The organism is Paenibacillus harenae, assembly GCF_030812415.1.
Classification (GTDB): domain Bacteria; phylum Bacillota; class Bacilli; order Paenibacillales; family Paenibacillaceae; genus Pristimantibacillus; species Pristimantibacillus harenae_A.
Genome location: NZ_JAUSST010000001.1, coordinates 916,045 through 930,162, shown reverse-complemented (window position 1 = coordinate 930,162; position 14,118 = coordinate 916,045). Strand labels below are relative to the sequence as shown.

Below are 14,118 nucleotides of genomic sequence, written 5' to 3'. Positions count from 1 at the left end.
CTAACTATACTAGTAATAAATATGGAAATGTCACTGTACGTTGCGGGAAAAATAACGGTACTTTGCGGTCATGGTCAGCTGTACCTTAGAAGAGAGGGGTAATGTATGCATGTCCAACGTTCAGAACACGGAAATCAGCGACGTGCCGCTTTATTTTGCATATAGAAGAAACAGCAGCGTGAATAATTCGGAAACCTTTCACTCCCACCAAGGCATTGAAATCTTATTCATTCATCAAGGGAAAGGAACGATGGTCGTTAATAACCGCAGGTACGACATCGTGCCGGGCATGTTATGCATCTTCCAGCCCTATCAGCTTCATCATTTGAAGTTCGATTATTCGAGCGAAGTTTGTTTTGAGCGCTCCATTGCGATATTCGAGCCAGCCGTATTCGAATCGTATTTCGAGCAGTGGCCCGGCTTGAAGGCTTTCTATCATTATCTTTATCTGAGCAAGCTGCCTTCCCCTTGTATCTACGGATTGGACAACCCTACCGAGTTGATGCATGCGTTCCAGAGAATGGAGCAGCGCTTCAAGTCGTTGACGAAACAAGATCAGATGGAACAAATATCGCTGTTTCTCGTCGGTCTGTACGATGCGCTGCAAGACATTTGGAAGCAGCACGAGGGGGAATCCAAACCGCAGGAGCCTCGAGTGACCCATCAAGCCGAAAAAATACTGAGATGGATCGAAGCCCACTACGCAGAGCCTCTGCGTCTGGAGTCCATGTCGAAAGACCTTCATTTGTCTCCCTATCATTTGTCGCATTTGTTTAAGGCTTCGATCGGCGTCAGCATTTCCGATTATTTGTCCGCCCGAAGAATACATCAAGCCGCAATCCTTCTGACCGCAACGAATAAACCGATCACCCTCATCGCCGAGGAGGTCGGCATTACGAACAGCTCTTATTTTTGCGCCTTCTTCAAAACCCATATGGGCATCACGCCGCTCCAGTACCGCAAACGGCGGAGCAGAAACTAATACGGCGCGGGTAAGAGCCGCAGTGACGGATAGCGTCTGCCAGGTACTATGGAAACTTGGTACTATGTGGATTTAACGACCTCATGTATAGTTAAACTCATCCAGTTGAAGAACGCGGACCGCCCGAGGTGAGAATGTAAGATGGAGATGACAACGACAAAGAAACAGGAGCTCCAAAGAAAAGCAGACGTACTGAAGCAGTATGAAGTATACGGTTATCAAATCGCCTATTACTTATTAGAAAATGAACAACTGGCCGCTCAAGCTGCAACTCAAGCGTTGCTTGAATTATTGCAGGATGAGCAGTTCTTTATACAGCCTCAGACCCATCAAATACAAATAACGAAACAAGTTTTCATGAAGCAATCGCTGCTGACTAAAATGTCGAAAATGAAGTGAACAAATCAAACTTGAATGAACAATTCCAACTCCGATTCAGCTGTAACATTGCGTAATGACGATAGTTCACACTAGTATGCATTGTTCAGTTGAAAGCGCTTACCAACTCCGTTACCATTAGAGAATATAAGGAAGGGGAGGGGTGGCAGAGTTAGACTGTTCGCAATTTTATTGATCAAGCTAGAGGAGGAGTTCTATTGTTATTTCCACTTTCGAAGAAATGGGTATCCGCGGCACTTGGTTGTTTGCTAGTATCATCATCGTTATCTATCCCTGCGGCTCACGCTGCCGAAGCAGCAGGGGGAAATTCGATTAACCCAAATCTGCCATTTACGAATGAAGAGCTCAAAAACAATGACTACATTCTTTACTTCGTCAACGCCGGCGACTCGACACCGGCAACGGTAGAAGGAACGGATAAGTTTGGTCTGCTGTCGTCTGTAACAGAGCAGGTGTATGGTACCGATCCAGTGACCGGCAAGTCTTGGGGCTTAAATAACCCGGCCGTAAGCAAGACTTCCGTTAGCGATTCCGGCAGCAAGTCCGGCACTTTACGTTACTACAGCGGTACTCAAGTCAGAGATAAAGCATTAAAGTACAGCTTCGAGCTTCCCGAAGGCGACTATGACGTAACCTTCGGCTACAAGAATCCTTGGAGCGGCAGAAGCGTAAACATGCTAGCGGAAGGTGTTAATCTTTCCGGCGATTTTGCAATTGGATCGTACAATGCAGAGACTGAAGCGACCTACAATAAAATCCATGTATCCGATGGACAATTGAACATAGCTATTCAAGGACCGGCAACCGCGGCCTTGACCAACCACAATGATCCTTTGATCAATTACTTGATTATCCGCCAGAATGTAACGATTCCTTTGTCCGACCTGGAAGATAAAATTGCGGAAGCACTTATATATTCGGCAGATTCATCCTACACGAAGTACAGCGTCGATCTGTTAAACAAATCTATCGACGATGCGCAAACAGTCGTGAAAACGCTTTCTCAAAGCGGGACTGACATTTCCTCCGACAGTAATCAAAGGCAAATTCGCAGCAGCATTGCGAGTTTAAACGAGGCAATAGCAGCTCTGATTGTATACGCAGTAAATACTTCCTTTAACCCAGGCGATGTATGGACGGACACGAACGGCGCACCTATCCAAGCTCATGGCGGCGGGATCATGTATGACGACCAAACTTCGAAGTACTACTGGTATGGCGAGGATAAGACGGACGGATACCTTCCTGCTCGCGGGGTGCATGTGTATTCTTCTACCGATCTTTATAATTGGACAGACGAGGGTTTAGCGCTTAGAGCCATTGATTCAATGGAATCCTTCGAAACAGACCCGTTGTTTTCCGAGATTTATGCCGGTCGGGACGACAAGGCTGACATTTTGAATGATATCGGCACAAACCGGATTATTGAACGTCCGAAAGTTATTTACAACGAAACAACCGGCAAATACGTGATGTGGATGCACACCGACGGACCTACCGCAACATCGACGGCTAATTACGCGAAAGCAGAAGCCGGTTATGCGCTGAGCGACTCTCCAACGGGGCCGTTTGTTTATGGGGAGAGCTTCCGGATGGATCGGGCGCCAAAAGACGCAACCTATAACGGTCAGCCGGATCAACCGGGGATGGCACGGGACATGACGTTATTCAAGGATGATGACGGTACGGCCTACCTCATCTATTCCAGCGAAGAGAACCTGACCATGTACATTTCCAAGCTAAACGATACGTACACGGACGTCGTCGGTTGGCATAAAGACGGAAATGTCGAGCGCGACACGGAGTATAAAGCCGTGTATGGGGAGGATTACGTTCGCGTATTCCCGGGTGCTCAGCGTGAAGCGCCTCAAGTATTCAAGTATCAAGGGAAATATTACATGATATCGTCGGGAGCGACAGGCTGGGCACCGAATGCGGCGAAGTATACGGTAGCCGACGATATTTTCGGTGAATGGAAAGCATTGCGTTTCTTTGCGCCCGGCAGTTCAACGACATTCGAATCGCAAGGAACAGCGGTCATCCCCGTCGACGCGGAAGAAGGGAAATTCATCTACATGGGCGACAGATGGAAGTCATCCGACTTGGCGGATTCCCGCTATGTTTGGCTGCCGATTGAGTTTGGAAACGACGATGAAATCGTACTGAACTGGTATGAGGAGTGGGAATTATCCGAATTAGACCGCATGGGTAAAATCACGGTAAACACTGAATTGCCTAGTAGGACTATTTTGGGTGAAGAGCCCCAATTCCCTTCTACTGTGAGCGTTACGAAGTCGAGTGGAGAGGTCGTTAATTCCCCAGTCGTTTGGAATATAACAACAGCAACTTTTGCCAAGCCGGGAGTAGTTAAAGTAACGGGCACGCTTTCTGAATTAGCGGATAAAGTAATCAGCGTTACCGTCAATGTCGTGCCGGATACCTACTCTTACTTTGTACATGCCGGCGGAGCGGCAACCAGTGATTATCTGACGATGACTTCCTACATGCAGGACGTGTTGTTGAATCCCGGTACTATCGATCAAGCATACGACCCGGCGGGCGGGCAAACATGGGGGTATGTCGGTACGGGTACAAATTCCTCCGGTTCGGCAGGGGATGATATGTACTCGGCGCTTCGTTACCTGAAAAGCAACAGCGGCGATGATTTAACTTACCGGTTCGATCTGGAGAACGGCGTTTACAATGTGTATACCGGACTTTATGATCCTTGGTACCAGTATACGAATGGCAGCCGCAAAGCCGATATCGTAATCAACGGCGATACGAAAACCGACAATTATGTATTTACGTCTGCAAGAGACACGCTTGGTTATACGAACATCAACGTTACGGAAGGTAAATTGACGGTTACCGTTCGCCGCGTGCCTGGAGCGCCGGAACCGCAAATCAGCTGGATTATGGTTTCGAATGCCGAGAAGACGGCGGGACAGGTAGCAGACACAGTAATAAACGTTGACGCTCCTGCCCAAGACGAAACGGTTCTGACTTTGCCGACCGTTGAAGATGGTTTTGAAATCGCAATAAAGAACTCCGACAGCGAAGTTATCGCTGCTGACGGTACTATTGCTCCGCCTAAAGCCGATACAACCGTAACATTGGTATTTACCGTGACGAGAACATCCGATGGTTCTATGGCGGATACAGGCGAAATTCAAGTGGTTGTACCGGCAAGAACGGTAACGGCGGCAGATGTGGCCGAGACCATCACAACCATTGAAGAACCCGAAAGGAAAGCGAAGCAATTGATTTTACCTGCAGTCCCCGAAGGGTTCGCAATCGCAATCAAAAGCTCCGACAGCGAAGTTGTAACTACAGATGGGGTAATAGATCCTCCTAAGCTGGATACCGTTGTTCATTTAGTTTTGGAGGTCACCCGTTTGTCGGATGGAACAACAGCCACGGTAACGATTGCCGTAACGGTTCCATCTAATAATAACGGTAACCACAATGGTATCGTTAATGGTAAAAGCAACGAGAACAGTATCTAAGTTTTCGTTGAAGACCTCATCGCTGGAGGCGATGAGGTCAGGGGTTCAGTCCGCACGGACGGATATGAGAGGAACGCAACCTGTAAAGGTTGCGTTTTTTATTTGGTGGAATGCCCAGGGGGCGAACCCCGGGGCTCCAACCCAAGCGAGAAAACACAAGATAATATTCCAGCTAGGCTCCGTAGGGTTACAGGGAACGGAAGGGAGGCTTCGAATTAAAGCCATGCATTGAAACCCAATATGGTATGATCGACTCAAGTCAGTCATTCGAGTCTTTTCAAGTTTCACGCAAGAAAGGTGCGAGATCATGTTTTCACCCCTATTAGCTACGAAACTTCATATCCCTCAGGCTAGGTCAAATGCCGTTCTTCGCAAGCGATTGACGGAGAGGCTAAGCGAAGGGCTGCACCGCAAACTGTCACTGGTCTCGGCATCCGCCGGTTATGGAAAAACCACGCTTGTCAGCGAATGGCTCTCCGTCTGCGACCGTCCGGCAGTATGGTTGTCGCTAGACAAAGAGGATAATAGCCTTCCCCGCTTTTTAAGTTATCTCGCCGTGGCATTGGATTCGATTAAAGCGGGTTTGGCTGAACATGTGCTGAATTTGCTTCAATCCCCGCAGCCGCCGCCTATTCAAACGATTGTAGCTGTGATGATCAATGATATGGCGAATTTCTCTAAACCAATCATCCTTGTTCTTGACGATTACCATGTGATCCATACAGGAACCATTCATGAGGCAATCGCCTTTTTGCTGGATCATTTGCCGCCAACCGTACACCTTGTCATCATCACGCGGGAAAAACCGGATCTACCCTTAGCTCGGCTGCGGGTTAGGAACCAAGTGACCGAGCTGGGTGTAACGGATTTGCAATTTAATCATTCCGAGACCGTGACGTTTATTAATCATGTAATGAACTTAGAGCAGTCCGAGGAATCCATATCCGCGCTAGAACATCGCACGGAGGGATGGATTTCCGGACTGCACATCTCTGCCTTGTCCATACAGCAGCATCCGAAGTCCATACAATCGATCATGATGTTTGAAGGCAATCACAGGTTATTGCAGGACTATCTCACGGAAGAAGTTTTGCAGCGGCAGTCAGAATCCGTACAGAAATTTTTACTCTATACGTCGGTACTTGACCGATTTTGCGGTTCGCTATGCGATGCGGTTCTGCTTGATGGTGTCTCCGTTCCTGGAGATGAAGTCCTTCGGTCACTCGAACGCGCTAATCTATTTATCATCCCCCTTGATCATGAAGGGCGGTGGTACCGCTATCACCACCTGTTTACCGGGTTGTTGCGGCGAAGATTGCAGCACTTTATTTCCTCTGCAGAAAGCGTTTCCGAATTACATAATCGTGCCAGCCATTGGTATTTAGACCATGGTTTCGAATCGGAGGCATTCCGCCATGCCGTTGCTGCCGGCAACAATGAACTTGCTACACGGCTCGTTGAAGGCGAGGGTATGCCTCTCCATCTTCGCGGCGAGCTTGCTCCCGTGCTAAATTGGTTGGCGTCCCTCTCCAGTAAGGAGCTGGACGAGAGACCTTCGTTATGGGTGATGTATGGATCGGCCTTATTGATGGCTGGCAAACCTACCGAGATCGAAACGAAATTGAAAGCAGCGGAAGCTGCCATGCACGCGCAAGGTTTGGAAACGAGTTCCAAACCTAACGACATCGTAGGATTGATAGCTACTACCCGCGCAGCTTTAGCGGCCATAGCGATTACGGGACAACATTCAACTGCCGAACTGAAGCTTCAAGCCGCCGAAGATGCGATGCAATTAACAGACGGGGATGATAAAACCAATGATCTGGTGGGACAAATTCCTTCGCCGTATGCCGCGTTAGCTGCGGATACGCATCTGATCGATCGTGTCATTGACCAATCCCGCCGTGCGCTTGAGTACTTGAATCGCGATGTCCTTCCCGTACGACTTACTGCAACTTGGCTGAAGGGCATGGCTAACCAGGTTCGAGGAGATCGTGAAGAAGCGGCAGCGGCTTATGACGAAGCCTTGACGATAAGCCGGAAGATGAAAAACAACATTATTGGCATCATGGCAAAAGTAGGCCAAGGCAGCCTGCTAGAAGCGGATAATCGGTTATTCGAAGCCGAGGATCGATATCGAAACGCCATAATGTTGACCGGAGGCCTTCCGGTGCCTGTTGTTAGCGAAGCTTACATTGGCTTGGCTCGCATCTATTATGAATGGAACGATCTGGATAAGGCGTTGGAATATGCACATAATGGGATGCAATTGGCAAGGCTGGCTAATAACACTGACGCGCTAGTGACTTGCCAAGTCTTTCTCGCCCGATTGAAGGTTGTCGATCATGATTGGGTTGGTGCTGACGCTATTCTTGACGATGCTACAATGTATGTCCGCAAGCAAGGCTTGTTGAACCGATTGCCCGAGATTGCTGCCGTTCAGGTGCTTGGTAGGATCGGACGGGGAGATTCGATCGGAGCGGTGATGCTCGCGCGGAGACATAAGCTCTACTTGGGCCTTAGTCGCGCTCACCTGGCGAACAAAGATACCGCTCTTGCGTTGACCGTGCTTGAACCATTTCTCTCTTTTGTAGATGATAGAGGGTGGAGGGACGATCAGCTAAGAACGAAGATTCTGCATGCCATGGCGCTACATGCTCACGGGGAGAACGAGAAGGCAGTTCAGTCGTTGGCAGAAGCACTTGTGATGGCTGAGCAGGGCGGCTTCATACGCATTATTATCGATGAAGGGCTTGCGATTGTGCCGTTACTATCGGAAGTTTCCGCTAGAGGGGAGATGCTTGGCTATATAGATAAGCTACTGGCTGCATGGGAAGCGGAGAAGAAGAGAAGAGGGCTCAAGCCTGTTACAAAAGGAGAGTCACTGACGCCGCGCGAACTGGAAATATTGCAGCTAATCGCCCAAGGATACTCGAATCGCGAGATCGGCGAACATCTTTTCCTTGCATTGGATACCGTCAAAGGACATAATCGAAGAATTTTCGAAAAACTGCATGTCGCGCGGCGAACAGAAGCGATTGCGATCGCCCGAAAGTTAGGATGGATTCCATAATTCGTCGCTAGCCAAATCCACACTTAAGTGTCTACACGTCCATCTTCGCTGTAACTATACTTCAAGTATAGCTGACAATCGAAAGGAAGATGGATATGATCGCAAATCGCGGAACCGCAAGGATAATCGGTGCATTATTTCTCATATCGACGGCTGCATACATGATTGGCAACGGGCAAATAAACGCTGTTCTCAGCCATCCGGAATATCTTGCCCGACTTTATCCGGATCGAATGAAAGTGCACATCGGCTTGTTTCTCGAATTGATCAACGCTGCGGCTGTACTAGGAATAGCCATATATTTGTTCCCGGTCTTGAAGAAGCAAAATGAATCCATTTCGCTCGGATACCTCTGTTCGAGGATCATTGAGTCCGCGTTGCTTATCGGGAGTATCACCTGTACGCTAATTCTTCTAACCTTAAGCGAAAAATATGTCGCAGGATTTGGCAATGGAGGGGAAGGTTATTTCCTGACGTTAGGTACATTGGCGATGAGAGGGCAGTATATGACATTTGAACTGGCAATGCTTGTTCTTAGCTTAGGCAGTATAATGTTCTGCTATTTACTGTATCGCACAAGGCTGGTGCCTCGATTGATCTCCTTGCTTGGAATTGTCGGTTATATTGCGTTATTGGCAAGCGGTTGTTTGGGTATGATCGGGATCGACTCCGGTTATATTCTGTATATGCCAGGCGGGATGTTTGAGCTGATATTTCCGTTATGGTTAATCGTCAAAGGATTTTCTACGACGAAGTGAATGAAAGTTTAATCAACCACGTCCTCGGACGTGGTTTTCTGTTTATTAGGTGGACCTTGTTCTGTCAATCTGTCTTCATTGTTCTGTTCTCAGTGAGAAAGTAAACCAAAGCCAATAGCGGCAAAATGGTTCCGACGAGAGATGTCAGCTCCCAGCCTCCCCGGGTATAAGACCAACCGCCCAGGGATGAGCCGATGGCTCCGCCAATAAAGAAAATAGACATGAACAGCCCGTTAAGGCGCCCTCTCGCTTCACTTCCCAACGAATAAATCGCGCGTTGACTAATGACAAGATTGCCCGATACGGCCATGTCGAGGGTGATAGCGGATACGAAGAGAAGAACAAGAGCAATGGTTGAATGGCTTTGGAACAGATAAATGAGCACAAACGACAAGGCGGCTACAATCATGGCTAGCCCCGTTAACCGTTTGCTCCAGCCTTTATCCGCCAATCTTCCGGCAATCGGGGCAGCTGCAGCTCCACCCACGCCTACTAGCGCGAACCATGCAATGCCTACCTGCGACATTCCGAAACGGTCAGCCAAATGCAAAGGGACAATCGTCCAAAATAAGCTGAAGGCGCCGAATAAACAAGCTTGATACAAGGCGCGACGATGCAATACGGGCGTTTGTTGCAGGATAGCACCTAAAGAGAGAATCAATTTTCCGTAGCGTACAGCCGGAGACGGTTTGCGTTCAGGAAGCACATACGACAGCAGAGCCGTCAAAAGCGAGATAACAACAGCGGACAAAATAAATACGGCTCTCCAGCCCCAATGACTGGTTACAAAGCTGGCCAACGGCCGGGCTAACATAATGCCGAGCAAGAGGCCGCTCATCACGTTGCCGACTACCCGCCCGCGCTGGTCCTCAGACGCTAAATAAGCGGCGAAGGGGACCAATATTTGTGCGACTACCGAACCGATTCCTATAAAAAGCGAAGCGGTCAAAAACAACGGCGCATTAGGAGCGAATGCGGCAGTCAGCAGAGCGGCAGCCGCAGCCATAAGCCCAATAATCGCAAGACGCCGGTTTTCGATAACGTCGCTTAACGGTACGATGAACAGCAGCCCGATAACATACCCGATTTGCGTTACGGTAACAATGAGTCCCGCTGCCGTAGACGACAGCCCGATCGCGTCGCGAATAGGTCCTACCAAAGTTTGAGCGTAATAAAGATTGGCCGCGATAAGCCCGCACGCGGCTGCCAACAAGATCATCATCCCATTGGAGATACGTTTACTTTGAATACGATGTGCATTTTCCATAATGAACCTCCTTGAATTAAATACTGAACGTATCGTTTTATAATAATAATTAAATAATATACTGAACGTATCGTTTTGTAAATAGGCTGTTTTTTGGTTCTCATCTTTTGTATACTAAACGTATCGTTTATTTAGTTCATGAGACGGATATGAGCAAAGGAGGGTCCATGTGCAAGCGAAAAGAGGGCGTCCGCGCAATGTGGAAACGCAAAATTTGATCCTTTCCACCTCCTATGAGCTGTTGTTGGAAATAGGCTTTGGAGCGGTTACGGTAGAGAAAATCGCCGATCGTGCGAAGGTCAGCAAAGCTACGATTTATAAATGGTGGCCTAACAAGGCTGCGGTGGTGATGGACGGTTATCTTACCGCTGCGGCTGCCAGACTGCCTGTGCCGGACACGGGTTCGGGATTTCAGGATATTTTGGAGCATGCCACGAATATGGCCCGGTTCATGACCACCCGCGAGGGTTCGATTTTTCTGGAGATCATAGGCGAGGGGCAGGTTGATCCTGGATTGGCTGAAGCATTTCGAACCCGATATATCCAGCCCAGGCGGCAGGAGGTTCGCGGCATCATGGAACGGGGGCTATCGCGAGGACAGTTAAAGAACAGTCTCGATATCGCATTATGCACCGATCTTATCTACGGACCGATCTTCTACCGCTTGTTAGTTACGGGTGATCCGATTGACGATAACTATGTAAGGCAGTTGGTTACTCAAGTCTTCGAAGCAATCCGGACGAATTGAATATCCTATCAAAAACGCAACCGGCGATGGTTGCGTTTTTGTTTGGCTGGAACCTTCTGGCTAAGATCCCCGAACTCCATTTCTCCCAAAGGTCCCTCTGAGTAGATGCCCCGGCGCGCTTGGAAGAAGACCTGCCAGCGCTCGAAGTCCGCCTGAAACGATTCTCTTTACAGCGAAATCGATGTTTGATAGAATAGCTACATTCAATTGTTAACCAAAAATATTTCATTTTAGGTTAACATTTAAACATAACAACTTAAGGTGGTATAGGTTGTGACCATGAGGTATGACCGGCTTTCTTCCCTAAACAAGCAATATGTATGGCATCCTTTTACTCAAATGAAAGACTACAACAGCGTCGACCCTCTCATTATCGAACGAGGCGAAGGTATCAAATTATATGACGTTAACGGGCGTGCGTATTTTGATGGCTTCTCTTCGGTATGGCTGAACGTTCACGGGCATCATGTGCCCGAGCTTGATCAAGCCATCATCGATCAATTAGGACGCGTAGCGCATTCTACCCTTCTCGGTATGGCAAACGTACCGGCCGTTGAGCTTGCAGAGAAATTGATCGGGATCGCCCCTAAAGGATTACATAAAGTGTTTTACTCCGATTCCGGTGCAACGGGTGTAGAGATTGCGGTCAAAATGGCGTTTCAATATTGGAAAAACAAAGGGCAGGAGGGCAAAACGAAATTTATTACGATGAACCATGCCTATCATGGAGATACGATCGGAGCGGTTAGCGTAGGAGCCATTCCGCTATACCATGACGTGTTTCGACCGATGCTGTTTCCTTCGTACGTCATTCCCTACCCGAATGCGTACCGCAACGATGGCGGTGAACAGGGAGCGAAAGAAGAAACGCTTATGGCATTGCGCCGTTTGCTCGAATCTAGCGCGGAAGACATTGCAGCTCTCGTTGTGGAGCCGATTGTACAAGGGGCTAGCGGCATCATTGTTATGCCGGAAGGCTGTTTGCGCGAGATGGCAGCACTATGCCGTGCATATGGCGTTTTGTTCATTGCCGATGAGGTGGCGACGGGTTTTGGGCGTACAGGCGCCATGTTTGCTTGCGATCTTGAGGAGGTATCCCCCGATTTGATGGTCGTCGGCAAAGGGCTTACAGGCGGCTACTTGCCCGTGGCGGCGACGCTTGCGACGGACGAGGTGTACAACGCGTTTTATGCGGATTACGAAGAGCAGAAAACATTTTTCCATGGTCATTCCTTCACGGGCAACCCGCTTGGTTGTGCCGTTGCTTTGGCCAGCTTGAAGCTGATTGAAGAGCGCAACCTCATTGAAGGCGTAAGATCGAAGGCATCATTCGTTGCGCGCAAGCTCGACGTATTACGCGATGCTCCGCATGTCGGCGACATTAGGCAGAAGGGATTGATGATCGGAATCGAACTCGTGCGGAATAAGGTTACGCGCGAGCCTTATCACTGGGATGAGCAAGCAGGCGTTCGCGTAACCCGGATGGCGAGAGAGCTTGGCATGCTCACGAGACCGCTTGGCAATGTTATCGTCTTCATCCCTCCGCTTGCGAGTACGGAGGACGAGCTTGATGCGATGACGGATATTTTGGCGGAGGCCATTGTCGGCGTAACAGAAGGAGAACCGGTCCAATGAAGCCTATGCGCGGATTATTTGTGGTCGGTACCGATACGGGCGTCGGCAAAACGATTGTAACTGCGGCGCTTACCGCAGCTCTTCGCTCCGAAAATAGAAATGTCGGCATTTGGAAGCCCGTGCAGTCCGGCAATTTGCTTGGAAGCGGAGCGACCGACGCAGAACGTCTGCTGCAATACACCGGCCTCAAGGAGCAGCCGGAGACGGTAGCGACATTCACATTCGAAGCCCCGCTTGCGCCGCTGCAAGCATCCAAGCAAGCGGGAGTAACCTTTACCTTGCAGGAGCTCCGACTTGCCGGCGAACATCTATTGCATCGTTACGAATCGTTGCTGATCGAAGGGGCCGGGGGCGCAGCTGTTCCGTTAACGGATGAGTCGCTTATGGCGGACTTCATGGCCGAGCTTCGAGTCCCGGCTCTGATCGTAGCACGATCAGGGCTCGGAACCATTAATCATACGCTTCTCACGATTTCTTATTTGCAGCAGCACGGTGTTTCGATTTTAGGATTTATTCTCAATCAGGGAGAACCGGTCGATCTAAATGCCGATCCAAGTGCGGCAACCAATGCCATGTGGATTGAACGTTATAGCGGCATCCCTTTTCTCGGCCGTTTCCCCTACTTGCAGAACGAGATCAATACCGCAGCGCTGATCGATGCGGTACGGGAATCCATCCGATTGGAAACGATCCAACAGGCGCTATCATTTCAAAGAATTGAGGGGAAAGTCATATGACGATAAATCAAAATCAAACCCAGGTAGAGTGGTCTTCACTCGCGAAGAAAGCGCTGGAGGGCGAATGTTTGACGCTTGAAGAAGGGTTGGCCGTCCTTCAATCCGATCATGATGAGATTCTCGCGTTGATGCAGGCTGCCTTTCTGGTCAGACGGCATTATTATGGCAAAAAAGTGAAATTGAATATGATCATTAACGCGAAGAGCGGACATTGTCCCGAAGATTGCGGTTATTGCTCGCAGTCCATCGTATCGACGGCGCCCGTTCAGAAATATACCCTGCTCGACAAAGATACGCTTCTTGCGGGAGCACATGAGGCATTGGCACGCAAAGCAGGGACTTATTGCATTGTAGCGTCGGGGAAAGGCCCAACGGATAGGGAGCTGGACCAAGTCGTAGACGCGGTTAAAGAAATTCGTTCAACGATGCCTCTCAAAATATGCGCATGTCTCGGGATCCTGAAGGACGGCCAAGCCGAACGTTTAGCCGAGGCAGGCGTTCACCGTTACAATCACAACTTGAACACAAGCAAACAGAATTACTCGTCGATTACGACGACGCATACCTATGAACAGCGCGTGAATACCGTTGAGAAGGTGAAAGCGCAAGGGATGTCCCCTTGCTCCGGCGTCATTATCGGCATGGGCGAAAGCAATCGGGAAATCGTCGAGATGGCATTTGCACTCCGCGAGCTCGATGCGGACTCGATTCCGATTAATTTCTTGAATGCCATTCCTGGAACACCATTGGAACAAGCAGGGCGTACGCCCGCTATGAAAGCGCTAAAGGTACTAGCCTTGTTTCGGTTTGTTTGTCCGTCGAAAGAGATCCGCGTTGCGGGCGGCCGCGAAGTGAACCTGCGATCGTTGCAGCCCATGTCCCTATACGCCGCCAACTCGCTTTTTGTGGGTGATTATTTAACGACGGCAGGTCAAGAAATATCGGCTGATTATCGAATGATAGAAGATATGGATTTCGAAATTGAGTTAAATGCCCTTTAAGGTGGACGG

The 14,118-nt window shown here is 49.2% G+C and carries 10 protein-coding genes; 9 read left to right on the top strand and 1 reads right to left on the bottom strand.

Annotation, left to right across the window (positions count from 1 at the left end; genetic code table 11):
* The first annotated feature begins 109 nt into the window (after window positions 1–109).
* The 5 genes from J2T14_RS04405 to J2T14_RS04385 all read left to right on the top strand — a co-directional run bounded on the left by J2T14_RS04405 (window position 110) and on the right by J2T14_RS04385 (window position 8,721).
* The gene (locus tag J2T14_RS04405) at window positions 110–982 is read left to right on the top strand and encodes an AraC family transcriptional regulator (protein ID WP_307468137.1); all 873 of its coding nucleotides are present in this window, start codon (window positions 110–112) and stop codon (window positions 980–982) included.
* A gap of 141 nt (window positions 983–1,123) precedes the next feature.
* Complete coding sequence (locus J2T14_RS04400; RefSeq protein ID WP_307205538.1) at window positions 1,124–1,381, top strand: hypothetical protein; 258 nt, start codon at window positions 1,124–1,126, stop codon at window positions 1,379–1,381.
* A gap of 197 nt (window positions 1,382–1,578) precedes the next feature.
* Entirely contained in the window at window positions 1,579–4,890 is a 3,312-nt protein-coding gene (locus J2T14_RS04395) for a family 43 glycosylhydrolase (protein WP_307468134.1), read from the top strand.
* Window positions 4,891–5,197: 307 nt separating this feature from the next.
* Window positions 5,198–7,963 carry a LuxR C-terminal-related transcriptional regulator gene (locus J2T14_RS04390; protein ID WP_307468132.1) on the top strand — a complete coding sequence of 922 codons (2,766 nt, stop codon included), beginning with the start codon at window positions 5,198–5,200 and terminating at the stop codon, window positions 7,961–7,963.
* Between the two features lie 95 nt (window positions 7,964–8,058).
* The gene (locus J2T14_RS04385) at window positions 8,059–8,721 is read left to right on the top strand and encodes a DUF4386 domain-containing protein (protein ID WP_307468130.1); all 663 of its coding nucleotides are present in this window, start codon (window positions 8,059–8,061) and stop codon (window positions 8,719–8,721) included.
* 64 nt (window positions 8,722–8,785) lie between these two features.
* On the opposite strand, the gene J2T14_RS04380 is transcribed toward J2T14_RS04385, so the two are convergent.
* The gene (locus J2T14_RS04380) at window positions 8,786–9,988 is read right to left on the bottom strand and encodes an MFS transporter (RefSeq protein ID WP_307468127.1); all 1,203 of its coding nucleotides are present in this window, start codon (window positions 9,986–9,988) and stop codon (window positions 8,786–8,788) included.
* Window positions 9,989–10,157: 169 nt separating this feature from the next.
* Between J2T14_RS04380 and J2T14_RS04375 the strand changes: the two genes are divergently transcribed.
* The 4 genes from J2T14_RS04375 to bioB all read left to right on the top strand — a co-directional run bounded on the left by J2T14_RS04375 (window position 10,158) and on the right by bioB (window position 14,109).
* Entirely contained in the window at window positions 10,158–10,736 is a 579-nt protein-coding gene (locus J2T14_RS04375; protein WP_307468124.1) for a TetR/AcrR family transcriptional regulator, read from the top strand.
* A gap of 279 nt (window positions 10,737–11,015) precedes the next feature.
* On the top strand, window positions 11,016–12,371 hold the full coding sequence (gene bioA / locus J2T14_RS04370) for an adenosylmethionine--8-amino-7-oxononanoate transaminase (protein WP_307468595.1): 1,356 nt from the start codon (window positions 11,016–11,018) through the stop codon (window positions 12,369–12,371).
* Window positions 12,368–13,108: a dethiobiotin synthase gene (bioD, locus tag J2T14_RS04365; protein WP_307468122.1), complete on the top strand. Its 741-nt coding sequence runs from the start codon at window positions 12,368–12,370 to the stop codon at window positions 13,106–13,108. Before bioA ends, bioD begins: the two co-directional genes overlap by 4 nt.
* Window positions 13,105–14,109 (top strand): biotin synthase BioB, encoded by a 1,005-nt coding sequence (gene bioB / locus J2T14_RS04360; protein WP_307468120.1) that lies wholly within the window; start codon window positions 13,105–13,107, stop codon window positions 14,107–14,109. The genes bioD and bioB overlap by 4 nt, the downstream gene beginning before the upstream one ends.
* Window positions 14,110–14,118 lie beyond the last annotated feature (9 nt).